Consider the following 26,006-nt stretch of genomic DNA (forward strand, 5'->3'; position numbering starts at 1 on the left):
GCTGTGTGGCCTGGATTACACCTGTCATTCTATTCGCAATATTGCTTGTCGCGGTGGTCCGGGACGCGGCGTGTCGACCTCTACGGGGCGGCGATGACGGAGACGATCGTCTGGATCTGCGGAATGAGTTCCTCGAGGGTGCGGCCCTGCCTGTTCAGCCACTGATCGAGCTGCGCGGCGGACAGAACTGCCATGACCGCCTCAGCGCGGGTCCGAACCGGATCGGACGGGTTCGCATCTGTCGGCTCGGGGGCCGTGGGCGTCCACATCTCGGCGATGAGGATCTCCACGTGGCGACGCCAGAAGGGGTAGCTCTGCCGGTCGAATCGGCCTTTCGGCGAGCTGCTCTCGGTGAGCAGGACGAGGTCGAGGTTGCCGGCGATGTGCCGCAGGTACGCATCGACGAAAGCGGTGAGGCGCTCGCCCCCCGGAGCGCCCGGGCCCAGGGGCGGAGGGCCCTGGAGCATGCGGGCGTGCATGTCCCGGACCCGGTCGTCGAGCAGAGCCGAGGCAATCCCAGGCTTATCGGTGAAGTTGCGGTAGAGAGTGCCTTTGCCGACCCCTGCCCGCCGGGCCAGCTCATCCATCGTCAGCCCGTCCACTCCCTTGTCGGCCAAGAGGCCGGTGGCGGCATCGAGGATCTTCCGACGATTGCGCTGCGCATCGGCGCGCAGAGGGGCCTGCGAGGGAACCAGAGGGAGAAACTTCCCGTTCCCTCTTCCACAACCGGACTTCGGTCCGTTAATGTCGTCCATATACGGACTATAGTCCGAATCGGATTCGACTTCGAGGAGGCAGCAATGACATCGATCATCGTCAACGAACACGGGGGACCCGAGAAGTACGAGGTCACCGACGACTCACCAGCGGGTGCCGCTGCGCCGGCCGATGGTCAGCTGCAGGTCGGCCTGAGTCTGGCCGGGGTGAATTTCCTCGACGTCGTCCAGCGCCGTGCCGCCCTGCCCACTCCCTTCCGCCCCGGAGTCGAAGGTGTCGGCACGGTCACCGCCGTGGGTGCCGGAGTCGACGGCTTCTCCGTCGGCGACCGCGTCGGCTGGATGACCGGCGGACAGGGCAGCTTCTCATCCACAGCTCTCGTCAGGTCGGACAAGGCCGTGCCGCTGCCGGATGACATCGATGATGAGACCGCTGTTGCGGCACTCATGCAGGGCATCACCGCCCACTACCTGATCACTGACACCTACCCGGTCGCATCCGGCGAAGTCGTCCTCATCCACGCGGCCGCTGGCGGACTCGGTCAGCTGCTCACCCAGATTGCGGTGCTCAAAGGTGCCACGGTGATCGGCACGACCTCCTCCGAGGCCAAAGCAGAGATCGCCCGGAAGAACGGCGCCGCCCACGTCTTCGGCTACGAGGACTTCGCTGACAAGACCCGCGAAGTCACCGACGGCCGGGGCGCTTCGGTCGTCTACGACGGGGTGGGCAAGACCACCTTCGACGGCGACCTCGAAGCCGTTGCCACCCGCGGCACCATCGTCGTCGTCGGCAACGCCAGCGGACCGGTCGACCCGGTCGACGTCAATACCCTCAACACCTCGGGCTCCCTCTTCCTCACCCGGCCGACCGTCGTCGACCATGTCAGGACGCCCGAGGAGCTGCGCTCGCGCACCGACGAGATCTTCGAATGGATCCGCAGCGGAGACCTCACCGTTCACATCGGCGACCGATTCCCCCTCGCCGAGGTGGCCGCCGCCTTCACAGCACTCGAATCCCGGGCGACGACCGGAAAGATCATCCTCGAACACTGATCGAGGAGGAGCAGAGACTCAGCGCAGCACGAACCCGGGCACGAGATCATCGAGCGGGTCGACCTCGAACGTCGAGGTGGCCACCCGGTGGGCGCTGCCGGTGACGACCGGGATGACGCCGTCGGCGGTCTCTTCGAGCACTCGCGCCCGGAATCGCGTGCCGACGATCGACTCATGGACGAGCGTCTGCCCCGGCGCGAGCTCACTGGCGGCATGGAGTGCGGCGACCCGAGCCGCCGTTCCCGAACCGCACGGTGAGCGGTCGACCTGACCGTCGGCGAAGACCGTGACATTGCGCTGATGCAGTTCGCCGCCGGGCAGAGTGCCGAACCGGTCGACGAAGATCGTGCCGTAGACACCGGAGAGCCGGTCATCCTCGGGGTGGACGGTGTCCGGATGATCGGCGAGACCCGCCTTGACCTCCCGGCCCAAGGCAATGAGCGCCGTGAGATTCTCGGGGATGACTTCACAACTCATCTCGCCGAGGCGGCCCACCTCGTCGGCCTGGGAGGAGCCGGCAGCGGCACCCAACTGAGCGATGTCGACGAGCGCATAGATCGCCCCGCCCCACGCGAGGTCGACCGTGATCGGCCCCCGATTCGTGTCCACAGTGATCCCAGAGCTGAAGAGCCGGCTGGGCACGTTGACGAAGTCCACCGAGGCGGCCCGGCCCTCGGCGTCCGTGTGCACCTGCGCGCGCACTCGACCCGAGGGCACGTCGATCGTGACCTCCGTGGTCCCGGACGGGTCGACGGCGACGATCCCGGAGGATACCGCCCATGCGCCGAGCGCCATCGTCCCGTGACCGCAGGCCGTGGAGAAGCCGTCCTTGTGCCAGAACAGAACTCCGAAGTCAGCCCCGTCGTCATCGGGTTCGGTGATGAATCCGCCGTACATGTCCGCATGACCGCGCGGTTCGAAGCACAGCAGCCTGCGCAGATCATCGGCCGCCGAACCGGGCCCGGCCAGTTCCCGCCGCTCTGCCACAATCCGACCGGGGATCTCGACCGGGGGTTCGGCGATGATCCGGAACGGTTCGCCGGCGGTATGGAAGTCGACGCTCGTGCAGATCGTGCTCACAGCCCCATTCCCACTCTCAGTCCTTCCAGCACCGCCGCATGCACATTGCGGGAGGCGACGGCATCACCGATCCGGTACAGCGTGAACGGGTGCCCCGCCTCAGCGGAGGTGGTGACGGTCGTCGGTTCCGCGACTGCCGTCGCACCAGGGTGAGTGCTCGTCACACCGGCGTATTCCGGTTGCGGTTGTCCGTGCACCCACGCTTCGAGGTCCGTCGCCCCGTGGTTCGTCGACCGCGACTTGAGCTCGAAATAGACCTCATCGTTCGGCGTCGTCCCGAAATCGACGACCACGGCATCGGTGACGACTTCCGTCTCCCGATCCGAATAGTCGTTGTGCAGCACCGCCACGATCTCCTTCCCCTCGATCCGCGGCTTCGTCGCCAACCGTTCGCCGAGGCGGACCTCGACTCCGAATTCGGAGAACACCTGAAGATAGGCGGGAGAGTTCATCGACCCCACGTCGATGCCGATCGTGCGTTCGGGGCTGACATAGGTGACCTGCTGGCCGGCTCGGGCCAGGCGTTCGACGGCGTCGAGCGCCGGATAGAACCCGTGGTCGTCGAAGACGAGCACCCGCTGCTTCGACTTGAGTCGGTCGTCCATGACGTCCCAGACGTCGAAGCTCGGGCCCTGTTCACGGAAGGGATACCCGGCATCGGGAACCCCTCCGGTGGCGACGATGACGACGTCAGGGTCGAGTGCGAGGATGTCGTCCGCCTCGGCGAAGGTGTTCAGTCGCAGGTCGACACCGTGCTTCCGGCATTGCTGGACACGCCAGTCGATGATGCCGATGAGATCGCGGCGGCGCTGCGAGCGAGCGGCGATGCGGACCTGCCCGCCGGGGGCGTCCTCGGCCTCGAGCAGGGTCACCCGGTGACCGCGCACGGCCGCGACACGGGCGGCTTCGAGCCCGGCCGGACCGGCGCCGATGATGACGACATGTTTGGGCCCTGTCGTGACGTCGCGGGGAACCTCCTGCGGCAGATCGGCCTCCCGGCCGGTAGCGGGATTGTGGATGCAGGTGGCCGAACCTGAGGTGTAGATGGAGTCGAGGCACATGTTGGCGCCGACGCAGGGACGGATATCGTCCTCACGTCCTTCGGCCACCTTGCGCGCCAGGTGCGGGTCGGCCAGCTGCGCCCGGGTCATCCCGACGAGGTCGAGGCAGCCATCGGCGATCGCGAACCGGGCGGTCGCGGCGTCGGAGATGCGTGCGGCGTGGAGGACGGGGATGTCGATGGCCTCGCGGATGCGACGGCAGGTCTCGAGCCAGGGGGCCGAGGGGGTGCCCATGCCGGGGATCGCCTCGGCGAGCTGACGGTCCGAGTTGATCATCCCGACGTTGAGGTTGAGGAAATCGATGCCGTGATCGGTGTAGGTCCGGAGGATCTCGGTGGCCCTCGCTTCGTCCATGCCGTCTTCGCGGCGCTCGTCGACGGCCATGCGGATGCCGAGGACGAAGTCGTTGGGAACTGATGCACGCACGGCGTCGATGATGCGCATCGGGAACTTGATGAGATTCTCCAGTTCGCCGGAGTACTCGTCGTCGCGGTCGTTGAGCCACGGGGCGAGGAAGGAATCAAGCAGGTGACCGGCGTGCATGACCTCGAGTCCGTCGAATCCGGCGGCGGCGACGCGTTCGGCGGCGGACGCGAAGTCCGCGACGATGCGATCCATATCGAAGTCCTCGAGTGCCTTGGTGAACGACCGGTGAGCAGCCTCCCGGGTCCGAGAGGCCGAGACCAGCGGCAGCCAGTCGCCGGCGAAGTTCGAGGATCGGTGGCCCAGATGGGTCGCCTGGATCATGATCGCCGCGCCCTCGTCGTGGCAGTCGTCAGCGATCGCGGACAGCCACGGAACCACCTCGTCGGTGGACAGGTCGATATTGCCGAACGCGGCAGGGGAGTCCTTCGACACGATGGCCGAACCGCCGATCATCGTCAGGCCGACACCGCCGCGGGCCTTCTCCCGGTGATAGAGGCGGTAGCGGTCCTTCGGCAAGCCGAGTTCGGTGTACGCGGGCTCGTGCGAGGTCGAGACGATGCGGTTGCGCAGCGTGAGTCTGCCGAGTTCGAAGGGCTGGAGCAGCGGATCGGCGGACACGTCGGTCGCAGACGTGGTCGGTGCGGGTGTGCCGGTTGCGGGGTCGGCGGTCATGGGTTCCTCCTTCATTGCAGGAACGTCACTGTGGGTTCGACTCCGTGGGGAGTCCGGGTAGGTAATCGGTTACCGACTACTTAGTTCAATGGTGCGATCTCGCGGTTATGCTGTCAATAGTCGCCGACCACGATTCGAAGGGGAGTGTGCGATGGAGCGAGTGAGACCGCAGGCCGAATCGCTGCGCGAGCAGGCACTGGGCATCATCCGCGATGCCATCACCTCAGGTGAGCTCGCCGAGGATCGCATCTATTCGGCAGCGGGCCTGGCCAAGCAGCTCGGCATCTCACTCAGCCCGGTGCGCGAGGCGATGATGGCGCTCGTCACCGAAGGGACCGTCGAGGCCGTGCCCAATCGCGGCTTCCGTCTGGTCACCATCACCGAGGCGGACCTCGAGGAGATCATCGCCATCCGCGTTCTTCTCGCTGTCCCCGCCGCCCGCAGTCTGGCAGAGGCCGGCAGCGATGACATCGTCGGTCGCGGCCTGGGAGCTGGCGGTGTGCAGGCGGTGACTGACGGGTCGGTGACCGAGACCGGCAAGGCAGCGACCAAATGCGAGGCGATCGACCGACTGCGCGAACTCGCCGAGGCGACCGTGGACGCGGCCGAGGCCGGCGAGTTCGCCGATTTCTACACGCAGGACCGCAGGTTCCATGAGGCTCTGCTCGAGCACGGCCTCGGCGGGCGTGCCGCCGCGATCAGCCTGCGCCTGCGCGATCAGTCACGCCTCTACCGGCACCAGGATCAGATCGGGGCCATCGCGGTCGATTCCGCTCGCGAGCTGCCGAGGATCGTCGACCTCATCGAGTCCGGGGACGCCGCCGAGGCGGCCGACCTCGTCACGTCGAACCTCTACTTCTTCAAACGCGTCCCGGCCACAGCCGACGGCGAAGGCTGATTCGTCACTGTCAGAACGGCCCAGTTTCGGCTGAGTAGCCCAGTTTCGAACATGGGCTGCTCAGCTCAGAGTGGGCTGGTTGTCTCAATCGGCTGTAGTGCGAGCCGAGAAACGACGAAACGACGCTGGGCCGCCCCGAAACGGGACGGCCCAGCGTCGTTTCACTCGATCAGGTATCGCAGTCGATCAGGTTCTCACCTCGATCAGGCGGGTGCCTTGTCGGGGTCGATGTCGACGATCGGCATGGACTCGATGTCCATATCCGGGTTGTCGGCCTGAGTGCGAGCCAGCTCCTCGGCCTCCTCGTGGGTGTTCACCGTCGGGAACGAGCCCGGCAGCGGTCGGTGCGCCGATTCCTTCATGAGCAGCACGGCGACGAGTGCGACGACCGAGAAGAACATGATGTAGAACGCGGGCATGTACGAGTTGCCGGTGACATCGATGAGCGCCTGGGCGAACAGCGGCGTGGTGCCGCCGAACAGAGAGACGCCGAGGTTGAACGTCAGGCCCATCGCACCGTAGCGCGACGCGGTCGGGAACAGCGCCGGCAGGGTCGAGGCCAGGCAGGCGATGTAGAACCCGGCGGGCAGGGCGACCATGAACAGAGCCACCATCACTGCCCACATCTCACCGATCTGCATGACGGCGAACGCGGGAACGATGAGGACGATCGTCATGATGGCTGCTGCCAGGAAGACGAACTTGCGGCCCATCTTGTCGGAGAGTTTGCCGATGAGCGGCAGGCACAGCGACATGACGACGAGGACCGGGATCGTGGCCACGGCCGCCTGGACATTCGAGACCTTGACGGTCTCCTCCAGGTAGGTGGGCATGAAGCTCGTCAGCGCGTAGCCGACCGTCTGGGAGCCTGCGACGACGGCGATGCCGATGAGGATCTCTTTCCAGAAGTGACGGATGACGCCGATGAGGCCGTGGCGGGCGTACTTGTCGTCCTTGACCTTGACGTCGCGGCCGGCTTCCTCGCTCGATTCGAAGCTCGGGGTCTCCGGGATCTTCAGACGGAACCAGATGGCGACGGCGCCGAGCGGGATGGCGATGAGGAACGGGATCCTCCAGCCGCCGTCGAGCATGGCGTTCTCGCCGTTGATGGACGTGGTGATCACGGTCGTGAGAGCCACGGTTCCGGCACCGGCGGCGAAGCCCAGGTAAGAGCCGACATCGAGCCAGGAGGCCCAGTAGCCGCGGGACTTGTCCGGAGCGAACTCCGAGACATAGGTGGTGGCACCGGCGTACTCGCCGCCGGTGGAGAAGCCCTGGATCATCTTGAGCAGGTAGAGGGGGACGATCACCCACAGGCCGACCTGGGCCGCGGTGGGCAGGACGCCGATGAGGGCGGTGGCGGTGGCCATCGTGGCCATGGTGAAGAACAGGACCTTCTGGCGGCCGATCTTGTCACCCAGCGGTCCGAGCACCATGCCGCCGAGCGGGCGGACGAGGAAGGACACGGCGAAGCCGAGGAGGGTCACGAGCAGACCCATCTGTCGGTCCATGCCTTCGGTGAAGACGGAGGTCATCGTCACGGCCAGGTAGCCGTAGACGCCGAAGTCGAACCATTCCATGAAGTTGCCGACTGTGGTGCCGCCGATGGCGGTGCGGATCGATTTGCTTTCGACGACGATGCAGTCATCGGCCTCGAACCGCTTCTGTTTCTTTATTGCACGCCGTTCCTTGCGGGTCGGCTTCTTGTCTTTCTGCGCGGGTCTGTCGTGGCCTTCTGACATCAGTGGTTCCTCGTTTCAGCTGCTGCTAGGCAAGTTGCAGGGCCGAGTCGCCGGAATGGTGCGAACTCTGCGCGGCAGTTGCTGTCGGATTTCGACAATGCAGAACATCCTTGCTTGGTACTCAGGGAGTGTCAATAAAAATTGTGACACAGTTCACGAGGAATGCGCCGGATGGCAGATAGCTTCGTTGAAATTCGTCCAGTGGTCCAGAAAATACGCAAGAAATATGTTGCCTAATTCGCAGTGGCACTTGTCCAGTGGCGTTGTCGGCAGCGACCGGCGGCCACGGGGTGGATGGTGACTGCGCGAAGATCAGTTCCTGACGACGCGATAGGTCGCGAGGCCGGGATCGACGGCGCCGCGGACGTGGCCGGACGGACTCGCCGCCACGGCCTGGAGGAAGTCGACGGTGTCGGCGGTGATCTCCTCGCCGGGCAGGACATTGGGGATGCCGGGCGGGTACGCGGCCAGCGAGCTCACGCTCACCCGTCCGACCGCCTCGGCGGCGGTGACGAGTTCGGAATCGGCGAAATACGCCTCACGCGGTGTCATCGCCAACCGGCCGGGCGTGGGCAGCGGCGGGAGGGAGGCTGCCGGGCTCGTCACCGTGGCGGAGTCCGCGGTTTCGAGTCGCATGGTCTCCAGGGCGTCGATGAGGCGGCCGATGTCCGGGGACTTGCCGATGCCGATGAGGGCGACGAGGGTGGTCGCCGTCGACATCTCGGGGAAGATGTCGAATTCCTCGGCCAGGCGTTTGCGCACCGTGTGACCGTCGAGTCCGGTCGCGGTGATGTCGATGGGCAGGCGGAACGGGTCGATGTCGACGACGTCGGCATGACCGAGGAACTCGCCGGACAACAGGTGGTAGCGGTCGGTGGCTTCGATCTGCGCACGGATGTGGCGGATGTTCTCCAGCGAATCCGTGATCGCCTCGGTCGAGGTCATGAGTGCGCGGCGGGCGAGGTCGATCGAAGCCATGAGATGGGCGTTCTCGCTCGTCGAAGCGGTCATCATAAAGGCCCGGGCCAGCGCCGGTTCGAGGCGATCGGCGAATTCGGTGTCGCCGAGGTGGAGGAGCGCGGACTGGGTGAGCGAGCCTGCGAGTTTGTGCGTGCTCATGATGACGATGTCGGCGCCCTGGGTGACGGGGGAGGCCGGCAGGTCAGGGTGGAAGCCGAAGTGGGCACCCCAGGCGGCGTCGACGATCAGTGCCGCGCCTGCTTCGTGGGCCGCCTCGGCGAGGGCTTCGACGTCGGCCACAGCGCCGAAGTAGCTCGGGGTCACGAGGTAGACGGCGGTCACCGGCTCGGGGTGATTGCGGATGGCCAGGCGCAGGGCGTCGGGGGTGACACCGTGGGCGATGCCGTTGACTTCGTCGACGTTGGGGTAGACGAAGCCGGGGTTGAGCCCGGCCAGCACGATTCCGTCGATGAAGCTCGAATGCGCGCTGCGCTGGGCGACGACGCCGGACCCGAGGGTGCCGATGGCCAGGGCGGCCATGCGGTTGCCCTGCGAGGAGCCGTTGGTGAGGAACCAGGTGCGGCGGGCGCCCCAGGCCTCGGCGGCCAATTGCAGGGCTTCGTCCTTCGGGGTGTCGACGCCGAGGTCGATGCCGTCGAAGAGCGGGGGGATGTCCAGGGAGAGGGTGTGCTCGCCGAAGAATTCGGCTTGACCTGCGGAGATGCCCTCGGTCGTGCCTCCGTGTCCGGGGGTGGACAGGAACAGCGAGTTGCGGTCGGCCGCGTGCGCCAGAGCTTCGGCATAGGGCGCGCGTGACTGCGTGAGGGCAGGATGCATCGGCGACCCCGAGGAGGAGTGCGGGGCCGGGGGCATGGGGGAGTCCTGGTGCACGGTCATGCGTCCAGATTAAGGAGGCGAGCAGGTACGAGAGAATAGCAACTTTCCTCTGTTGCTCTATAGTCAGTATTGAACTCAATGGGGGAGATCAATGGAACCACTCGATACCCGCGGCCTCACCGCTCTGCGCGCCGTGGCCGACACCGGATCCGTCGCCGCGGCCGCTGCCGCGCTGCAGTGGAGCCAGCCGACGGTCAATCATCATCTGCGCAATCTCGAGCGTGCCCTCGGCGCTACTCTGCTCGATCGCACACCGCGCGGATCACAGCCGACGACCGTGGGCAGCCTCGTGGTGACCCGAGCCGTGGAGATCCTCGGACTGTGCCAGCGCCTCGGCGCCGAGGTGGCTCTCTGGCGGGAATCTCAGGCCGTGCCGGTGCGCATCGGGGCCGTGCCCACCGTCGGTGCTCGCGTCATCCCGCGCCTCCACGATCAGCTGCAGGCTCGCCCGAGGTGGCAGACCCGTGACGCGGCGGTCGCCGGTGACCGGACCGACGTACTCACCGCGGCCCTGGATGTGACGATGGACGAGCACGCGAAGCTCGTCTCCCGGCTCGAGTCCGGGGACCTCGACCTCGCGCTGCTCGTGTCGACCGATCTCGACCGGACGTGGATCCCGGCGACGCTGACCGCCGCGCACCTGTATTCGGAGAGGCTGTTCCTGTGCGTGCCGCGCTCGATCGGTCCGATCGAGCGCGATTCCCACGGCATGCCCGACCTCGCCGTGCTCGTGTCGCAGACCTGGGCGTTCAGCATCGACCCCGGTGACGCCATCGACGAGGTGGTCCGCTCCTTCTGTCTGAGTGCTGGGTTCGAACCCCGCGTGGGGATGCGGATGGATGACTATGCGGCCATCAACCGGATGATCTCGGCCGGTCTGGCGGTGGCGATGATCCCCGAATCATCGCTGTCGACAGACCCGGACATCACCGTCATCCCGATGCCGCTCAGCGACTGCCGCCGTGACGTCCTGCTCGTCTCCCGGTCCTCGCGGCCACAGGGGCACGCCCGTCACGATCCGATCGTCGATGCGCACAATTCCGCCATCGCCGAGGTGGTCGCCGACGTCCGTACCGTCACCCGGCAGTGGCGGTGATGCTGCGGTTTCAGAGCGGCGGTCAGAACGTGCCTCACAGCGCGAGGATCGCGGGCACGGTGAGCACCGCGACGTAGTAGCCCATGAACTGGACGCCGGCGTGCATGCCGATGAACCGGTTGAAGAGTCCCCCGACGAGGCCGACGGTGATCGTCACTCCGAGCGCCAGCAGACCGCCTTCGTAGAGGCAGATGACGCAGATGAGAGCCGCGAACCCAGCGATGATCGCCTCGTGGGAGACCGATCGCATCACCCAGGTCGCCGCTCGGTGAGCGTTCGTCATCACGAATGGGTAGGCGATGGCGACCGCGATGACCGCCGCGATCACGGAGAAGAGCGCGAACTGCCCGGTCGTGAGCAGGTCGTGGAGGTTGTTCGTCGTCCCTGCCTCGGCATCGAGTGTATAAACAGGAGGAGCGTTGAACAGCGGTCCTGCGGGACCGGCTGCCATCGGTGACAGGGGCAGGCCGATCGCGATGAGCGGGATGAGAGTCTCGGCAATATAGGTCGACTCTGTGGTCCCGTTGCGGACAGTGATGACGGTGGTGAGTCGTTCATACCCGTTCTTGACCCGGCTTCCGACGATCTCGCCCATGAGCACAGCCATGGCCACGGGGGAGAAGACGAAGGTCGCGCTGGTGATCGCTGCCGAACCGCCCGTGTATGCCAGTTGCTTTCCGGTCAGCACCTTGAAGGGGTTCGGCATCCTCGATCCCCCTGCGGGCCGGACGTCGGGAGCAAGATTGAACTCCCGCTTGCCCGACTGCTGCATCGAGCGGCGTCCGGCGGGGGAGAGCGCAGCGAACAGGTCGAAGATGAGCGGCCCGGTGGCGATGCCGAGGAAGAACGAAGTGGTGAAGGTCGTTTCCTTCTGCTCCATGATGAAGGCCTGCAGGCCGACGATGAGCAGGACGAACGGGACGAGCCCCGCAACCGCAGCGAGCTTGCCCTTCGAAGTGTAGGCGACGAGGACGGCCGCAGCGATGAAGATCCAGGGAGCGGCAGCGCCGATCGCCTCGGCGAAAGGGGTGAGTACGAGGGCGAACACGATCGACAGCGGAATGGCAATGGCAACTGAGACGACTCCTCCGGAGATCGCCTTCTGAAGTGCGATATGCGGGATTCCGAGAGACCTCAGCAGCTGCGCCTCACGCAGCATCGGCACTGCCGTGGTGTCACCGGGAATTCCGAGGAGAGTTGTCGGCACGGCGTGGGAGATGTGTTTGGCAATGATCGCGGCGAGGAAGAACGCGAGCACCCCGGCAGGAGGCACCCCGATGAGGATGACAAGCAGCGCCAGCGGTGCCACGATCGCCGTCTCGTCCGTGCCCGAGATCAGTCCGATTCCGGTGAAGAGCACCCCGGAGAGAAGCGCCATCCCGACGGCCCACAGTACTGGTTCGATGAGTTCCGCGGTCACTGGTGCTCACCCTTCTCGCGGATGCGCGCCTCATGGTTGTCGACGAGGGCGTCGAAGAGACCGAGGGCTCGGACTTCTGCCTGAACCGCCGGACCGAGGTCGCGGGGGTCGCCGAGATCCCCGTATTCCTCGACGACCTCGTCGATGATCTCCTGCCGGTTGCGGGTGTCGGCCGCCGAGGTGGTGATCACTCTCTTGGGTTTGAACAGAAATCCGGAGATCACGGCGCCGACGATGCAGCCGACGATGCCGACGAGGAGCGCATAGGAGTGACCCAGCGCTTCATCGTCTCCGGCAGCGAAGAGATGATCGGCGATGAGGTAGGCCGGGACTGCTGTCCCGACGGCTATGGCGATACCGCCGATGAGATGTCTGGGGTCGACGGTGTCATTCCACACCTCGAGCAATTGCGGCATCATTGCCTGCCTTCTGTCGGCCGACGGCTGTCGGGAACGTGAACGATGGAACTACCGGCCGAGGATGGCCGAGGATGTTGCGGATGGAAGCGGAATGCCGAGCTGCTCGCCCAGCCACTGGCTGATCGAAGCCACGGCCTCGTTGTCGACGCCGGTGGAGATGCCCAGCCCCTGAAGCATCCAGAGAAGATCCTCAGTGGCCAGGTTTCCGGAAGCTGTGCGGGCGAAGGGGCAGCCACCGATCCCTCCTGCCGATGCGTCGAACTGACTGACACCTGCTTGAAGCGCGGAATAGACATTCGCAAGCGCCTGGCCATAGGTGTTGTGGGTGTGCAGGGCGATCCGATCGATCGGAATCCCGGCGCCGACCAGGCTATCAAGAACAGCGGTCACATGACCGGGAGTCGCGGTTCCGATGGTATCGCCGAGCGAGATCGTCAGGCAGCCGGCATCGACGAGGCGACGCGCAGCCGTAGCGACGCGATCAGGATCGACCGCGCCTTCCCAGGGGTCCCCGAAGACCATCGACAGATAGCCGCGCACCCGCAGGCCCGCCACAGTCGCTGCGCGTGCCACCTCGAGGCTGCGATCGGTGGTGTGCTGAAGGGAACCGCCGAGGTTGGCCTGCGCGAACGATTCTGTGACGCTGATGAAGACCGAAGCATCCTTCGTTCCCGCCGCAACGGCATCATCGAGACCCCGCTGGTTCGGGACGAGGACGGGGAACGCGAATTCGGAGTCCAGGTCGAGCCCGGCAAGCACCGATCGGGTGTCGGCCATCTGGGGAACGGCTCGCGGAGAGACGAAGCTTCCGGCTTCGATGGTCTTCAGGCCGGCTCCGGAGAGCCGCCGGATCAGTTCGAGCCGTGTTGAGACAGGAAGTGTGCGTGCTTGCGACTGCAGACCATCTCGAGCGCTGACTTCGCAGATACTGACCTCGGTCGGCAGGTTCGACGAGGCGAACTGCTGTGGAAGCTGTGCCGTCATCGCGACACACCGGAGCGGAGTTCGTCGAGGATTGACTGGACCCTGTCGAACCGGAAGGTCCTCTCCTTGATCAGGCGGTCCACGATGATCGCTGTCTCCTCGGCGTTCGCTCCGGCAGAGGCAGCGAGGTTCTTCGCATGAAGTGACATGTGTCCGCGCTGCACGCCCTCGGTGGCGAGAACTCGCATTGCCGCGAGGTTCTGCGCCAAGCCGGCGGCGACGATCATCTCGGCGAGATCCTGTGCGCTCGCCACTTCGGCGATCTGCAGTGCTGTGCGCGCGGCGGGATGGACCTTGGTGGCACCCCCGACAAGGCCGACCGGCATGGGCACCTCGAGGGTGCCGACCAGGTCTCCGTCGGCATTCCTCTCAAACGTCGAGAGGGAAGAGTAGCGGCCGTCTACGAGCGCATGGGAGTGCGCTCCGGCCTCGACCGCGCGGGTGTCGTTCCCGGTGGCGAGGACGACCGCGGAGATGCCGTTCATGATGCCCTTGTTGTGAGTGGCCGCTCGATAGGGATCGGCTGCGGCGAGTTCGTATGCGTGGAGGATGTTGTCGATGACCTCGTCTCCGCCGAGCAGATCCCTGTCGAAGACTGCCCGTGCCCGAGACAGTCGACGGTCCGCCTTGTTGGTGAGGATGCGCAGGAGCGCGTCACCTCCGGCGATGGCTGCCACGGTTCCGGAGACCGCCTCAGCCATCGTGTTGACCGCATTCGCCCCCATTGCGTCTCGAACATCGACGAGGAGGTGGACGAGAACATACGTCATCGTCCGTGCCTCGACGAGGCGGACCTCGATGCCTTTGACTCCGCCGCCGACCTCGACGAGCTTGGGATCCTGCGCATTGGCCAGGTCGATGATCTCTGCTTGGCGTTCGAGGACACGTGTGCGCGCGGCCTGTGGGTCCGCCACGTTGACGAGCTGGATCTGTGCCTGCATGACGGGCTCGGTCGAGCTTGTGAAGAAACCGCCGTGCGGACGTGCCATTCGTGCTGCGTTGCTGGCGGCGGCGATGACCGAGGCCTCTTCGGTTGCCATGGGTACGAGCACGTCGGTGCCGTTGATCGTGAAGTTGGTGGCTGCGCCGAGCGGAAGCGAGAACACGCCGAAGATGTTCTCGCTGAGGTTGGCGGCGTCTTCGGGACCGAAAGCGTCCGCATCGAGCTGGCTGAACAGTTCGGCGTCGAGCCCAATCGAGGCTGCGACGGCCTTCCTGCGATCATCGACCGACATATTTCGGAAGTCGGCAATTCGGCTGTTCACTGCCATCGTGTATCTCCAGTCAGGTCGTCATTGGCCGACATCGCCTGTCGGTCGGAGTTCCTCCGCAGAGATCAGTCAAACAATGCACGCGGGAATCTGCCATGTCTTTTTCGGATGTGAATATCGCTCAGCTATGGCTGTTTCAGACATGGAAGCTTAGAAAGATGACTTCAGCTTGTCCAGGCGGAGCGCGACCTGGAGGCGGAACGCCCGCTCCGGTGACCTCCACTCCTGACCGAGCACGAGATCGGCTCTCTCAAGCCGTTGCTTGACGGTGTTGACATGCACTGACATCTGAGTCGCGGTTCTGCGGATGTTCATCCCGGACTCGAAATATTCCCGCAGCGTCGAGATCAGCTCGGCTGAATGGATTCGGTCCCATCGGCGCAGCGGCTCGAGCATCCGTTGCATGAATCTCTCCGTCTGCTCCGGCGCGGTGCCGAACATTGCGGTGTAAGGCGCGAATTCTTCCGTGGGAAAGATTCCTTCGCTGATGCCGAGGGAATTGAGGATGCGGATGCACGACCACATTTCGTCCTCGGCAGTGCGCAGCTGATTCCTGTCGTAATCGGTGTCGGAGATGATCACCAGCGAACTGTCGAGGGCGCCCGACTCTTCGAACAGGGTGTCCAGGGTGGGCCTGTCGCGGATCACGGCACTGGGGAGGAGCACCGTGATCCCGGGGGATCGCTGCGTCATGAGAATGCGCGGCTCGACGCGGACCAGGCGAGCGGCGATGCGGTCATCGTTTTCGATGTCGCCCTGAATCGTCATGAGTCTCCAGGGTCCGGAGAGGCTGAAGCTGCCGGTTCGGGAACGGGCCTCGAGCTCACTGAGATCACGAGTGCCGGCAATGATGTCGACTGCGAGTTCTCCACGGACTCGGTTCTCGGCATCAGCCCGGGCTTGTTCGTTCATTCGGATGAGCGCTAGCGTCTGCGCCGCCTGGGCGACGATGTTCGCGTCGCCGTCCGCCGGTTCGTCGTTGAAACGCACGAACAGTGCGCTGTGCTGTCGGCGGTGAGACGCCACCGAGGCGACGTACATGTGCTGTGCACCAGCGACCTGTGCGCTTCGGCCAGTCGCCCGGCTGTGACTCAGTGCCGTTCGGACGTCAACATCGTCCACCGTGAGGCCGTCGAAGAACGCCTCATCGGCAGGGAATCTCGGAGAGCCCAGACGCCCGCTGTCGACGACGATCACGTCGGCCTCGAGTAATTCGGAGATAGCGTCGAGAACTGCGGGGACTCCTTGCCCCTGCAGGACGAGCTGCGTCAGCTGCTCCTCGACCTCGACGAGCCGTTGGAGGGTGCTGGCCTGCGCGGCTGCCGTCTCCTCGGCTTCCGCGGAGGCTTGGGCCGCCTCTGCGAGGTCTCCCATCAGCTGCGCCGTCTTCAGCACCACGGAAGCGTGGTCCGCGAGAGCCGACAGCAGGGTGATCTCGTCGGTGGTGAAGTCATGTGGGTAGCGGTTGGCCGCGAAGAGGGCGCCGAGGACTTCGCCGTCGACGACCATCGGCACTCCGAGGAGTGATTCCATGCGCTCGGCCTTCACCGCGGAGTCGACGCGCCTTTCGTGAGGCAGTCGGGTCAGATCGTAGTTCGACGTCCACTGTGCGGCGCGATCACGCACGACCTGTCCTGCCAGTCCGACGCCGGGAGGCACTCGCAGTTCTTTGAGATTCGCCGAGATCGCTCCGCGACTTGCCTGAACACGCAGGTCGTCGGTCTCCGGATAGTACTGGGAGAGGTAGGCGATATCGCATCCGATGAGTGTTCGGGCACGGTCGACGAGCTTCTGCAGCAGCTTCTCGGTGTCTCGCACACGGATGAGCTCCGAGGCGCTCTCCAGAAGGGACGAACGCTCGCGATCTTTCTGCTTCCACCGGGTCATAGTCGCCGACAGATCGGAGAAGGAGTCGATGAGATCGGGGTGGTCCTCGAGGCCGCCGGATAGGGCCGACCGGTTGAGATCTATCCCGCGGGAGAGGGCTCTGACGATGTCGGCCACGGCGGTGGCAGACACTGTCCCCGACTCATCATCGATCTCTGTCATGAGACCAGTGTCGCAGGGGCTCGGTGCCTCCGCCGCACCCGGCATCGGATGGGTGCTTCGCCTGGTCGGTTCGGATCGTCACCCGGCCGCAGGTGCTCCCGCGTGCTCGGTCTCGCGCACCACGGGCAGCTCGCACGTCGTCGGAGCGACCTGCCGGTAGCCGGAGAGGAAGGTGTCGAGGCGTTCGATCGCCTCGGTGAGCACCTCGACGGACGGCAGGGTGACGAGTCGGAAATGGTCGGGCTTGGGCCAGTTGAAGGCCGTGCCGTGGGAGACGAGGATTTTCTGTTCGCGGAGCAGGTCGAGGGCGAACTGCTCGTCATCGGTGATGCCGAACTTCTCGACATCGAGCTTCGCGAACATGTACAGCGCACCGTCGGCCCGGTGGGCCGAGACGCCGTCGATCGAGTTGAGCCCCTCGTAGGCGACCTGCATCTGCGCGCCGAGGCGGCCGGTCGGCAGAACGAGGTCGTCGATCGACTGCTTCCCGCCGAGGGCAGCTTGGATGGCGTGCTGGGCCGGAACGTTCGAGCACATGCGCATATTCGCGAGCAGCTTGATGCCCTCGAGGTAGCTGTGCGCCTCGTCCAGCGGTCCGGTGATCGCCAGCCAGCCGGAACGGTAGCCGGCGACCCGGTAGGCCTTCGACAGTCCGGAGAAGGTCAGGCACAGAACGTCGTCGCCGGTGAGGGTGGCCATGTTGACGAGTTCGACGCCGTTGTAGGTGATCTTCTCGTAGATCTCGTCGGAGAAGACGATGAGGCCGTGACGGCGGGCGATGTCGGCGATCTTCTGCAGCGTCTCCTTCGAGTACACCGCGCCCGTCGGGTTGTTCGGGTTGATGACGACGATTCCGCGGGTGCGTTCGGTGATCCGGGATTCGAGGTCGTCCAGGTCCGGCTGCCAGGCGTCCTCTTCCGCGCAGCGGTAGTGGACGGGGGTGCCGCCGGACAGCGCCACCGAGGCGGTCCACAGCGGATAGTCGGGTCCGGGCACGAGGATCTCGTCACCGGGGTTGCACAGGGCCTGCAGACTGAGCGTGATGAGTTCGCTGACTCCGTTGCCGAGGAAGACCTCGTCGGTGCCGAGATTGTGGATGCCGCGGGTCTCGTAGTACTGGACGACGGCACGGCGGGCGGAGAGGATTCCTCGCGAGTCGGAGTAGCCCTGCGTCACCGGCAGGTTCGCGGCGATGTCCTGGACGATCGCCTCGGGGGCTTCGAATCCGAAGGGGGCAGGGTTGCCGATGTTGAGCTTGAGGATCGTGTGTCCGGCGGCTTCCATCGCCTGGGCCTCTTCGAGGACGGGTCCTCGAATGTCATAGAGGACATTGGCCAACTTCGACGACTGCCTGAACATGTGAACCGAAAAACCTTTCATACGACTGCTGCTACATCCACGCTAGGACCCCCGCCGAGGTGGTTCTGACCAAACAGAGGCCCGTTTCCCAGACCTTTGCTCGGTTCGGAGGACCGTTGTGCAGACCTTTTGCAACTGGGCCTCACGATACTCTGGGGAGCATGGCGGATGTGAAGCCGGGGCCCCGTCGAAGGGGGCGCCCCCGTAAGGAAAACGGCAGTGAGGCGCGGACAGCGATCACCGATGCCGCCTCGGCCGAGTTCGCCGAGAAGGGCTACGACAAGGCGTCGATCCGTGGAATCGCCCGTCGCGCCCAGGTCGACTCCGCACTCGTCCACCACTATTTCGAGTCCAAGGCCGGCCTCTTCGCCGAGGTGGTCAAGCTTCCCGTGCGGCCGGACCGCATCATCCGCTCGGCCTTGGACGTCTCGGTCGACCGCCTCGGCGAATCAATCGTGAACACGGTGCTCAGCGCCTGGGAGCAGACAAGCGTGAAGTCGATCGGGGTGACCGTTCTGCGTTCTGCGGTGAGCGATTCGGCAGCCGGCCGACTGATCAGACAATTTCTCCTGCGCGAGCTCAAAGGAGCAGTGGCGGGAAGGATCGCGGACGGAGGCGTCGACCGCGCCGAAGCAGATTTGCGGGCCACGCTCGTCCTCACGCAGATGGCGGGTGCGCTCATGTTTCGCCATGTCCTCGAACTCGAACCGCTGGCATCGATGCCGGTCGACGACCTCACCGCGCGCCTGGCGCCGGCGGTGCAGGGGCATCTCGATGGAGTCGGCGACTCGATGTGAGCCCGAATGGCGGTCGTGCACGTACCGCTCATCGGCGGCAGGGCGGCGGTCATGAAATCTCTCCGTGAGAACCCTTGACCGGAGCACTCTCGGATGTCATATTCAGCACATGATGAATAAGTCGGTGGAAGCACGAGGGCTGACAATTCGGCGGGGACGTGCCACCGTCATCGACTCACTGGATCTGGATGTGCCCAGGGGCGCGATCGTCGGTCTGCTGGGTCCCAGCGGCAGCGGGAAGACGACGCTGATGCGGGCGATCGTCGGCGTGCAGATCGTCGCGGGCGGACGTGTGCAGGTGCTCGGCCGGCCTGCCGGATCGGCGGATCTGCGGCATCGCGTCGGCTATATGACCCAGTCGGCGAGCATCTACGAGGACCTCAGTGTGCGGGCGAACCTGCGCTACTTCGCACGGGTGCAGGGAGCTCCGAAAACCGATGTCGACCGGGTGCTCGAACGCACGGACCTCATCGGTCAGGCCGATCAGCTGGCCCGGACGCTCTCTGGCGGTCAGGCCAACCGGGTGTCCCTCGCCGCGGCAATGCTCGGTTCTCCGGACCTGCTGGTCCTCGATGAGCCGACGGTGGGACTCGATCCAGTGCTGCGCAATGATCTGTGGGATCTCTTCCGCGGGCTCGCCGAGGAGGGGACCACGCTGCTCGTCTCGAGCCACGTCATGGATGAGGCCACACGCTGTGACCGGCTGCTGCTCATGCGGGAGGGCGCGATCATCGCCGATACGACACCGCACGATCTGCTCGCAGGCACGGGGGCCGCCTCGGCGGAGGAGGCGTTCCTCGACATCATCGAGAGGGACACGGCCGGTGAAGGACCTGCCGGGCACGGGCGCCGGCCGGGGACCCATCTGCTCTCCCGGAACGCGAACGGCAACGGTAGACCAAGCCACGATCAGCGGGGCCGCGGGACGAAGAAGGGAGGTCGGCGATGAACCCGATGCGCACCCTGGCGACGACGGGGCGTGTGCTCACCCAGATCCGCAATGACCCGCGCACGATCGCCCTGCTGCTCATCGTGCCCAGCCTGCTCATCGGCCTGGTGGCGTGGATCTTCGATGAGACCGAGGTATTCGCCGACATCGGTCCGGCGATGCTCGCGCTCTTCCCGTTCATCGTCATGTTCCTCGTCACGAGCATCGCGACCCTGCGCGAACGCCGCAGCGGAACGCTCGAGCGGCTGCTGTCGATGCCATTGGGTCGTGGCGACTTCATCCTTGGATACACCCTGGCATTCGGGCTGCTCGCCGTCATTCAGACGACTGTGGCCGTCGGCTATGCGACTCTGGTGTGCGGTTTGGAGATCGAGGGATCCGTCGGACTGCTCTTCGTCGTCGCGATTGCCGACGCCCTGCTCGGCACGGCGCTGGGCCTGCTGGCCAGCGCCTTCGCCCGCACGGAGTTCCAGGTCGTGCAGTTCATGCCTGTGTTCGTGTTCCCGCAGATCCTGCTCGGAGGAATCTTCTTGCCCCGTGATCAGCTGCCCGACCTGCTCGAGGTGATCGGCGACTGGCTGCCGCTCTCTCACGCGATCGATGCGCTGGATGCCGTGTCGACCGGCAACGAGGATGACTCCTATATCTGGCTGCGGGTGCTCTTCATCGCCTGCTGGATCGTCGGAGCCATCATCGTCGGGTCGCTGACGCTTCGGCGTCGGACGCCGTGAGGCGTGGCGACAGCGCGGAGAGTTGCGAGCAGTGCCGTCAGTTTCGTCCGGACCCCATGGGTTCAGTACGGTCGATGAGCTCGTAGGGTCGGCGGCCCTGACCCCGGACGAAGGCGAAATAGCACAGCCACAGCGCGACGACCCACAGCAGACCGACCCACAGGGCCGGTCGCGAGTCGGGGACGATGCCGACCATGACGACGACGAAGACGATGAACGCGACGGTGATCCACGATCCCACCGGCCACAGCGGCATGGGGAATTCGCTGGGAAGGCGAGCCTCCTCGGCGATCACCTTCTTCATCCGGATATGGGAAGCGAGGATGATCAGCCACACGAGCACCGTGGCGAAGGTGGCCAGCGCTCCGAGGAGGAACAGGGCCTGGTCGGGGTAGAGGTAGTTGAGGACGACGCCTGCCAGCAGCGCGACGATCATCGTCACCACGGTCATCACGGGCACGCCATTGCGCGAGGTGCGGGCGAAGGACCGCGGAGCCTGCCCTTGTTCGGCGAGGCCGTGGAGCATTCTGCCTGCGCCGAAGATGTCGGCGTTGATGGCCGACAGGGCCGCCGTGATGAGGACGACCTGGAGGATGGCGGCCGCTGCACTGAAGCCGACGGAGTCGAAGATCGCGACGAAGGGGCTGATCTCGGAGGTGATCTGGTTCCACGGCAGGATGCACATGATCACGCCGAGGGTGAGGACGTAGAAGAGGAGGATGCGCACCGGCACCGAGTTGATGGCGGCCGGCAGCACCTGCTTCGGATTCTGCGCCTCTCCGGCGGTGACGCCGATGATCTCGATGCCGCCGAAGGCGAACACCACGATGGTGAACGATGAGAGCAGACCCCAGAATCCGTTGGGGAAGAAGCCGCCGTGGTCGAACAGAGCCTGCGGGCCCATCTGGTCGTGGTCGGCGATGCCGAAGCCGAAGATGATGATGGCTACTCCGGCGGCGATGAGGGCGATGATCGCAACGATCTTGATGAGTGCGAACCAGAATTCGAGTTCACCGAAGACCTTGACGCCGATCATGTTGACCGCGGCGATGAAGAAGACGACGGCGAGCACCCAGATCCAGCGGGGGACGCCCGGGAACCAGAAGCCCATGTACACGCCGATCGCAGTGGCGTCGAAGACGGCGACGAGAACCATCTCGAAGGCGAAGGTCCAGCCGACGAGGAAGCCTGCGAAGGGGTGGATGTAGCGGGAGGCATACTGGCCGAAGGAGCCGGAGACGGGGTGGCGGACGACGAGTTCGCCGAGGGCGCGCATGACCATGAAGACGGCGGCACCGCCGATGATATAAGCAAGCAGCACTGCCGGTCCTGCGGCTTGGATCGACTCCGAAGATCCCATGAAGAGGCCGGTGCCGATGGCGGAACCGAGGGCCATGAAGCGAATGTGTCGGGCGGTCAGGCCTCTTTTCAGGCCGGCGTTCTCTTCATATCCGTCAGCGTTTGCGTCGCTGGGGAGCGCCTCGTTGCGGTCCTTGTCGGCTGGAGCCATCGGTGTCTGCTGTCCTCTTCTCTCGACTGACCGTGGCCGCCTCGGCCCCGATGCGATCGACGGACCCGGCTCCACGGCCACCTCAGATTCTCACACCGGGGCGGCGGGCGAATACGGAAGCTGGCACAAAGAGTCCGAGATCTCAGAAATTCGGGTCGGACCGGCGTCTGGAACGGAGCAGTCAGGCTGTCTGCCGATCGCTGGAGAGCATCCCGAAGATGAGGGTGTCGGTCCATTCGCCCTTCGACCACCAGTCCTTGCGCAGGTGCGCTTCCTCCCGCATCCCGATCCTGCGAGCCAGATTCGCCGAGGCGGTGTTCCGGGAATCCATCTGCGCGAACACCCGGTGGAGGCCGTAGTGGTCGAAGGCGACGTTGAGGACCGCGATGGCCGCCTCGGTGGCGAACCCGTGGCCACTGGCGGCCGGATCGAGGATCCAGCCGATCTCGGCCTTCTGCTCACTGTCGTTGTCGAGCCAGATAGCGATGTCGCCGATGACGTGCGAACCTTCAAGAGAATCGAGACCGTCGGCCGTCTCGATGACCAGGGCCAGGGCACGGGATTCGGTCTCGAGCCCCTTGCGCTGCATGCGTTCTGAGACCTTGGTCCGGGCCACCTCGGCGGTCCAGGGATCTTCGAGGAGGAACCGGGAGACGTCCTCGCGGGAGAATATCCGCAGCTGCTCGTCGACGTCGGATTCGACATAGGTGCGCAACCGCAGTCGGTCGGTGGTCAGCGGAAGTTCGATGGGTTCCATGTGCCCACTCTGCCAGGTCGACCTGTGGAGACGACGAACGGTGCCGGACGCTTCGCTGGGAGGCGTCCGGCACCGTTCGCAGTCGGGCTGTGGTCGGGCTGGTGTCAGGCGGGGAGGATTCCGCGGCGCTTGGCCATGCGGATCAGGGCCGATCCGCCGATGATTGCGGCCACGCCGAAGAAGATCGCGGCACCGATCTCGACGCCGGTGCGCGGCAGGGTTCCGCCGCCACCGCCGGCCAGACCCGGACCTTCATCTCCTCCGCCGGTCGAGGCATTGCCTTCGCCGCCTTCGGACCCGCCGTTCGCAGCGGCACCGCCTCCGGCAGAATCAGACGACCCGTTGGCGTCCTCGGATGCGTTCGAGTCCTCGGTACCTGCCGCACCGTCATTGCCACCGGCGTCGGACGAGCCCGCGGCATCGTCGGAACCGTTCGCATCATCGGAACCGGACGAGTCGTCATTGCCGTTCACGTCGTCGCCTGGGTCGCCGGGCACTTCGGCGTCGGGGTCGAGTCCCAGACCGTCGGCGATCGTATAGTGCATGTCGGTCTGGTCGGTCAGCCCGACGACATTGGCCGCGCCCGGACCGTAGGCCGCGATGCGCAGCTGCGTTCCGGTGTGGCCCTGCGATTCCTCTTCGTCAGCGGTCGCGTAGTTCATCGTCATCTCACTGCCGTCGGCGGTGGTCAGGGTTCGGGTGAGACCCGGAGTGTCCGAACCGGCACTGACGATCTGGCTGGTGTGAGCGTGGTCGGCGGTGGTGATGACGAGAGTTTCGCCGTCTTCCTTCGCGAAGTCGAGGGCGGCCTTGACCGCCTCGTCGAGGTCGACGGTCTCACCGATCTGACCGCACGGGTTGGCAGCGTGATCCTGCTTGTCGATGCTCGCCCCCTCGACCTGGAGGAAGAAGCCCTTGTCATTGTCGAGCAGATCGACAGCCTTGTTCGTCAGCTGGTCGAGCTTCGGCACGTCCGAGGTTCGCTCCGGGTTGTTCTTGCACTTCACGGCCGGTTCGGTGCCACCTCCGTGCGTGGCCTTCGGTCCCTCCCAGCGAACGGGGAAATTGCCCTCTGTGAAGAGACCGAGCACCGGTGCATCCTGGTTCGCCTCGGCGACGGAGTCGAGTGAGTCGGAGTCGTCGACGAGCTGGTAGCCGCGTTCCTCCGCCTGCTCACGCAGCGTCTTGTCCTTCCAATCGCCGGCGGTGGCCTTCTGCTCGAAGGACGCCGAACCGCCGCCGAGGGTGACATCGGCACGAGCATTGAGGATCTGCTCGCTGATCGAGCCGAGACCGCCGTTTTCCAGAGTCTCGCCCGCGCAGTCCTTGGCAGTCTCCTCGGGGCCGTAGCAGCCGCGCTGGCTGATGTGGGCGAGCTGCGCGGCCGGAGTCGCGTCCTGGATCTCCGCGGTCGAGACGTCGCCGGTCTTCATGCCCTTGGCGCGGGCCATCTCGATGAGAGTCTTGTGCGGTTTGCCTGTCCGGTCGACGCCGAGAGCGCCGTTGTAGGTCTTCGTGCCTGATGACCACCCGGTGGCGCTGGCTGCGGAGTCAGTGACATAGTCCGGCTTGCCGGAATCCCTGTCCACCGCGTAGGTCGTGTACTGCCCGGTCAGCGGCAGTTCGTCGAGGCCGTCGAAGCGTCCGTGGGCGCCCTTCGCATAATTGCGGGCGGCGGTGATCTCGGAATCGCCCATGCCGTCGCCGATGAGGAGGATGACGTTCTTCGCGCCGGAGTCCTCGACCGCGTCGCGAATGGCATCGGTGTTGTCGCCGTCGAGTTGGCGGGCTCCGCCGGGTTCGTCGATTCCTGCCGCCGAGGCGGGGCTTGCGAATCCGAAGAGTGCGAGGCTGAGTGCGCCGGTTGCCGCGGCGAGACGCAGGGTTGTCTTGGCCATGTGCAGTCCTTTCGTTGAGGTGCACAAGCGCTCACCGAAGAGGAGGCGTCGTAACGATTCGAGCGGTGCCGGAGGCAGGGCTCGGACGAGTGCGTGAGCGTCGTGTGCGAGCAGACGGCCTCCAACCTACTCAGCATTCACACAAGGCGAGTGGAGGGAACGTGAAGCCTGAGTTAACTCGCAGGTCGGTCTCTGCGTCTCCGCATTAGTTCTGCGAACCGATGACAAATGGCACCCCCGCCTCGGTGACAAATGGCATCTGTACACACCTGCTCCGATTTCTAGTCTGTGGACATGACTTCACAGACAGCGACTCACACAGCCCCTCCGACCCGGACATCCGCCGCGACCCCTGCAGCTGTCAGCCTTAACCGCCTGACCAAGAGCTTCGGCGAATTGACAGCCGTCGACGGCCTCAACCTCGACATTCGCCCCGGCGAAGTCGTCGCCTTCCTCGGACCCAACGGGGCTGGTAAGACAACGACCATCGACATGCTCCTCGGACTCGGCCGACCAGATGACGGCTCTGTCGAGATCTTCGGGATGCCGCCTCGGCGAGCGGTCGCGCTCGGGCTCGTCAGTTCGGTGATGCAGACCGGTGGACTGCTCGATGACCTCACCGTCCGCGAAACCGTCGACTACACCTCGGCGATCTTCGCCTCCTCCCTCGACACGGACCTCGTCCTCGAACGCGCGGGGATCACCGACATCGCCGATTCGGTGGTGAAGAAATGCTCTGGCGGGCAGAAGCAGCGCCTGCGCTTCGCCATGGCCCTGCTGCCGGACCCCGCCCTCATCGTCCTCGACGAACCGACCACCGGAATGGACGTCACCGGCCGCCGCGACTTCTGGCACCAGATGCGCGCCGACGCACTGACCGGCAAGACAATCCTCTTCGCCACCCACTACCTCGAAGAGGCCGATGAATTCGCCGACCGCGTCGTCCTCGTCGCAGACGGCCGGGTCGTTGCCGACGGACCCGCCCACGAGATCCGCGGCATGACCGCAGCGAAGACCGTGAGCGCAACCCTGCCGATGACCGACGACACCACCGAATCGGGCGTCAATGACCTGCTCGACCGCCTCGGCGGATTGGCCGGTGTCGAATCCATCGACGTCGCTGCCAAACGTCTGAAGATGCGCACCACAGACTCGGATGCAGCCGCGAAGATGCTCTTCGAGAACGCGTGCACCGACCTCGAGATCACCTCCCATTCCCTTGAAGACGCCTTCATCAGCCTTACCTCGAAAGGAGCCTGAA

The 26,006-nt window shown here is 65.3% G+C and carries 21 protein-coding genes; 7 read left to right on the forward strand and 14 right to left on the reverse strand.

The features are described from left to right. Window positions 1-80: 80 nt before the first annotated feature. Complete coding sequence (locus HK108_RS13480) at window positions 81-755, reverse strand: TetR/AcrR family transcriptional regulator (protein ID WP_181271875.1); 675 nt, start codon at window positions 753-755, stop codon at window positions 81-83. A 45-nt stretch (window positions 756-800) separates the two neighbouring features. On the opposite strand from HK108_RS13480, the gene HK108_RS13485 reads away from it, so the two are divergent. Then, window positions 801-1,769, forward strand: coding sequence for a quinone oxidoreductase family protein (locus HK108_RS13485; RefSeq protein WP_181271876.1), 969 nt, complete (start codon window positions 801-803; stop codon window positions 1,767-1,769). An 18-nt stretch (window positions 1,770-1,787) separates the two neighbouring features. Here HK108_RS13485 and HK108_RS19125 read toward each other — a convergent pair whose 3' ends face one another. Both HK108_RS19125 and HK108_RS13495 read right to left on the reverse strand, forming a co-directional pair. After that, the gene (locus HK108_RS19125; RefSeq protein WP_229664143.1) at window positions 1,788-2,849 is read right to left on the reverse strand and encodes a proline racemase family protein; all 1,062 of its coding nucleotides are present in this window, start codon (window positions 2,847-2,849) and stop codon (window positions 1,788-1,790) included. After that, window positions 2,846-5,008, reverse strand: coding sequence for an oxidoreductase (locus tag HK108_RS13495; RefSeq protein ID WP_219922420.1), 2,163 nt, complete (start codon window positions 5,006-5,008; stop codon window positions 2,846-2,848). Before HK108_RS13495 ends, HK108_RS19125 begins: the two co-directional genes overlap by 4 nt. 151 nt (window positions 5,009-5,159) lie before the next feature. Here HK108_RS13495 and HK108_RS13500 point away from each other — a divergent pair, with 151 nt between their 5' ends. Next, window positions 5,160-5,906 (forward strand): GntR family transcriptional regulator, encoded by a 747-nt coding sequence (locus tag HK108_RS13500; RefSeq protein ID WP_181271877.1) that lies wholly within the window; start codon window positions 5,160-5,162, stop codon window positions 5,904-5,906. 203 nt (window positions 5,907-6,109) lie between these two features. On the opposite strand, the gene HK108_RS13505 is transcribed toward HK108_RS13500, so the two are convergent. Further along, window positions 6,110-7,648 (reverse strand): MFS transporter, encoded by a 1,539-nt coding sequence (locus HK108_RS13505; protein WP_181271878.1) that lies wholly within the window; start codon window positions 7,646-7,648, stop codon window positions 6,110-6,112. Window positions 7,649-7,960: 312 nt separating this feature from the next. Further along, on the reverse strand, window positions 7,961-9,505 hold the full coding sequence (locus tag HK108_RS13510) for an aminotransferase class I/II-fold pyridoxal phosphate-dependent enzyme (protein WP_308423781.1): 1,545 nt from the start codon (window positions 9,503-9,505) through the stop codon (window positions 7,961-7,963). A gap of 91 nt (window positions 9,506-9,596) precedes the next feature. Here HK108_RS13510 and HK108_RS13515 point away from each other — a divergent pair, with 91 nt between their 5' ends. Continuing rightward, window positions 9,597-10,601 carry a LysR family transcriptional regulator gene (locus HK108_RS13515; protein WP_181271879.1) on the forward strand — a complete coding sequence of 335 codons (1,005 nt, stop codon included), beginning with the start codon at window positions 9,597-9,599 and terminating at the stop codon, window positions 10,599-10,601. Between the two features lie 34 nt (window positions 10,602-10,635). Here HK108_RS13515 and HK108_RS13520 read toward each other — a convergent pair whose 3' ends face one another. The 6 genes from HK108_RS13520 to HK108_RS13545 all read right to left on the reverse strand — a co-directional run bounded on the left by HK108_RS13520 (window position 10,636) and on the right by HK108_RS13545 (window position 18,103). Continuing rightward, window positions 10,636-12,021 carry a tripartite tricarboxylate transporter permease gene (locus HK108_RS13520; protein ID WP_181271880.1) on the reverse strand — a complete coding sequence of 462 codons (1,386 nt, stop codon included), beginning with the start codon at window positions 12,019-12,021 and terminating at the stop codon, window positions 10,636-10,638. Next, on the reverse strand, window positions 12,018-12,440 hold the full coding sequence (locus tag HK108_RS13525) for a hypothetical protein (RefSeq protein ID WP_181271881.1): 423 nt from the start codon (window positions 12,438-12,440) through the stop codon (window positions 12,018-12,020). The genes HK108_RS13520 and HK108_RS13525 overlap by 4 nt, the downstream gene beginning before the upstream one ends. A gap of 48 nt (window positions 12,441-12,488) precedes the next feature. Further along, window positions 12,489-13,424, reverse strand: a complete 936-nt coding sequence (locus tag HK108_RS13530; RefSeq protein ID WP_181271882.1) for a hydroxymethylglutaryl-CoA lyase — start codon at window positions 13,422-13,424, stop codon at window positions 12,489-12,491. After that, entirely contained in the window at window positions 13,421-14,695 is a 1,275-nt protein-coding gene (locus HK108_RS13535) for a hydroxymethylglutaryl-CoA reductase, degradative (RefSeq protein WP_181271883.1), read from the reverse strand. The genes HK108_RS13530 and HK108_RS13535 overlap by 4 nt, the downstream gene beginning before the upstream one ends. Before the next feature lie 150 nt (window positions 14,696-14,845). Next, complete coding sequence (locus HK108_RS13540; RefSeq protein WP_181271884.1) at window positions 14,846-16,744, reverse strand: helix-turn-helix domain-containing protein; 1,899 nt, start codon at window positions 16,742-16,744, stop codon at window positions 14,846-14,848. A 78-nt stretch (window positions 16,745-16,822) separates the two neighbouring features. Then, window positions 16,823-18,103, reverse strand: coding sequence for a pyridoxal phosphate-dependent aminotransferase (locus tag HK108_RS13545; protein WP_139909395.1), 1,281 nt, complete (start codon window positions 18,101-18,103; stop codon window positions 16,823-16,825). Between the two features lie 161 nt (window positions 18,104-18,264). Between HK108_RS13545 and HK108_RS13550 the strand changes: the two genes are divergently transcribed. From HK108_RS13550 to HK108_RS13560, 3 genes are all read left to right on the forward strand, one after another. Next, window positions 18,265-18,900 (forward strand): TetR/AcrR family transcriptional regulator, encoded by a 636-nt coding sequence (locus HK108_RS13550; RefSeq protein ID WP_181271885.1) that lies wholly within the window; start codon window positions 18,265-18,267, stop codon window positions 18,898-18,900. A gap of 109 nt (window positions 18,901-19,009) precedes the next feature. Further along, entirely contained in the window at window positions 19,010-19,849 is an 840-nt protein-coding gene (locus HK108_RS13555; RefSeq protein ID WP_181271886.1) for an ABC transporter ATP-binding protein, read from the forward strand. Then, a complete protein-coding gene (locus HK108_RS13560; protein WP_181271887.1) occupies window positions 19,846-20,580 on the forward strand; it encodes an ABC transporter permease in 735 nt (244 codons plus the stop codon). The genes HK108_RS13555 and HK108_RS13560 overlap by 4 nt, the downstream gene beginning before the upstream one ends. A gap of 37 nt (window positions 20,581-20,617) precedes the next feature. Here the strand turns inward: HK108_RS13560 and HK108_RS13565 are convergent, their stop codons facing one another. From HK108_RS13565 to phoA, 3 genes are all read right to left on the reverse strand, one after another. Then, window positions 20,618-22,090: an amino acid permease gene (locus HK108_RS13565; protein WP_181271888.1), complete on the reverse strand. Its 1,473-nt coding sequence runs from the start codon at window positions 22,088-22,090 to the stop codon at window positions 20,618-20,620. 181 nt (window positions 22,091-22,271) lie between these two features. Continuing rightward, entirely contained in the window at window positions 22,272-22,847 is a 576-nt protein-coding gene (locus HK108_RS13570; protein ID WP_181271889.1) for a GNAT family N-acetyltransferase, read from the reverse strand. A gap of 104 nt (window positions 22,848-22,951) precedes the next feature. Then, window positions 22,952-24,745, reverse strand: a complete 1,794-nt coding sequence (gene phoA / locus HK108_RS13575) for an alkaline phosphatase (protein ID WP_181271890.1) — start codon at window positions 24,743-24,745, stop codon at window positions 22,952-22,954. Between the two features lie 294 nt (window positions 24,746-25,039). Here phoA and HK108_RS13580 point away from each other — a divergent pair, with 294 nt between their 5' ends. Beyond that, window positions 25,040-26,005, forward strand: coding sequence for an ABC transporter ATP-binding protein (locus tag HK108_RS13580; protein ID WP_181271891.1), 966 nt, complete (start codon window positions 25,040-25,042; stop codon window positions 26,003-26,005). Window position 26,006: the final 1 nt, after the last annotated feature.

The organism is Brevibacterium sediminis, from assembly GCF_013623905.1.
Taxonomy (GTDB): domain Bacteria; phylum Actinomycetota; class Actinomycetes; order Actinomycetales; family Brevibacteriaceae; genus Brevibacterium; species Brevibacterium sediminis.

Bases quoted from the DNA above. Each gene is read 5' to 3' on its own strand.
- HK108_RS13555 (WP_181271886.1), top strand. From the start codon at position 19,010: ATGATGAATAAGTCGGTGGAAGCACGAGGGCTGACAATTCGGCGGGGA.
- HK108_RS13565 (WP_181271888.1), bottom strand. From the start codon at position 22,090: ATGGCTCCAGCCGACAAGGACCGCAACGAGGCGCTCCCCAGCGACGCA.
- HK108_RS13550 (WP_181271885.1), top strand. From the start codon at position 18,265: ATGGCGGATGTGAAGCCGGGGCCCCGTCGAAGGGGGCGCCCCCGTAAG.
- HK108_RS13525 (WP_181271881.1), bottom strand. From the start codon at position 12,440: ATGATGCCGCAATTGCTCGAGGTGTGGAATGACACCGTCGACCCCAGA.
- HK108_RS13510 (WP_308423781.1), bottom strand. From the start codon at position 9,505: ATGACCGTGCACCAGGACTCCCCCATGCCCCCGGCCCCGCACTCCTCC.
- HK108_RS13480 (WP_181271875.1), bottom strand. From the start codon at position 755: ATGGACGACATTAACGGACCGAAGTCCGGTTGTGGAAGAGGGAACGGG.
- HK108_RS13495 (WP_219922420.1), bottom strand. From the start codon at position 5,008: ATGACCGCCGACCCCGCAACCGGCACACCCGCACCGACCACGTCTGCG.
- HK108_RS13535 (WP_181271883.1), bottom strand. From the start codon at position 14,695: ATGGCAGTGAACAGCCGAATTGCCGACTTCCGAAATATGTCGGTCGAT.
- HK108_RS13485 (WP_181271876.1), top strand. From the start codon at position 801: ATGACATCGATCATCGTCAACGAACACGGGGGACCCGAGAAGTACGAG.
- HK108_RS13530 (WP_181271882.1), bottom strand. From the start codon at position 13,424: ATGACGGCACAGCTTCCACAGCAGTTCGCCTCGTCGAACCTGCCGACC.
- HK108_RS13570 (WP_181271889.1), bottom strand. From the start codon at position 22,847: ATGGAACCCATCGAACTTCCGCTGACCACCGACCGACTGCGGTTGCGC.
- HK108_RS13500 (WP_181271877.1), top strand. From the start codon at position 5,160: ATGGAGCGAGTGAGACCGCAGGCCGAATCGCTGCGCGAGCAGGCACTG.
- HK108_RS13560 (WP_181271887.1), top strand. From the start codon at position 19,846: ATGAACCCGATGCGCACCCTGGCGACGACGGGGCGTGTGCTCACCCAG.
- HK108_RS13545 (WP_139909395.1), bottom strand. From the start codon at position 18,103: ATGTTCAGGCAGTCGTCGAAGTTGGCCAATGTCCTCTATGACATTCGA.
- phoA (WP_181271890.1), bottom strand. From the start codon at position 24,745: ATGGCCAAGACAACCCTGCGTCTCGCCGCGGCAACCGGCGCACTCAGC.
- HK108_RS13580 (WP_181271891.1), top strand. From the start codon at position 25,040: ATGACTTCACAGACAGCGACTCACACAGCCCCTCCGACCCGGACATCC.
- HK108_RS13505 (WP_181271878.1), bottom strand. From the start codon at position 7,648: ATGTCAGAAGGCCACGACAGACCCGCGCAGAAAGACAAGAAGCCGACC.
- HK108_RS13540 (WP_181271884.1), bottom strand. From the start codon at position 16,744: ATGACAGAGATCGATGATGAGTCGGGGACAGTGTCTGCCACCGCCGTG.
- HK108_RS13515 (WP_181271879.1), top strand. From the start codon at position 9,597: ATGGAACCACTCGATACCCGCGGCCTCACCGCTCTGCGCGCCGTGGCC.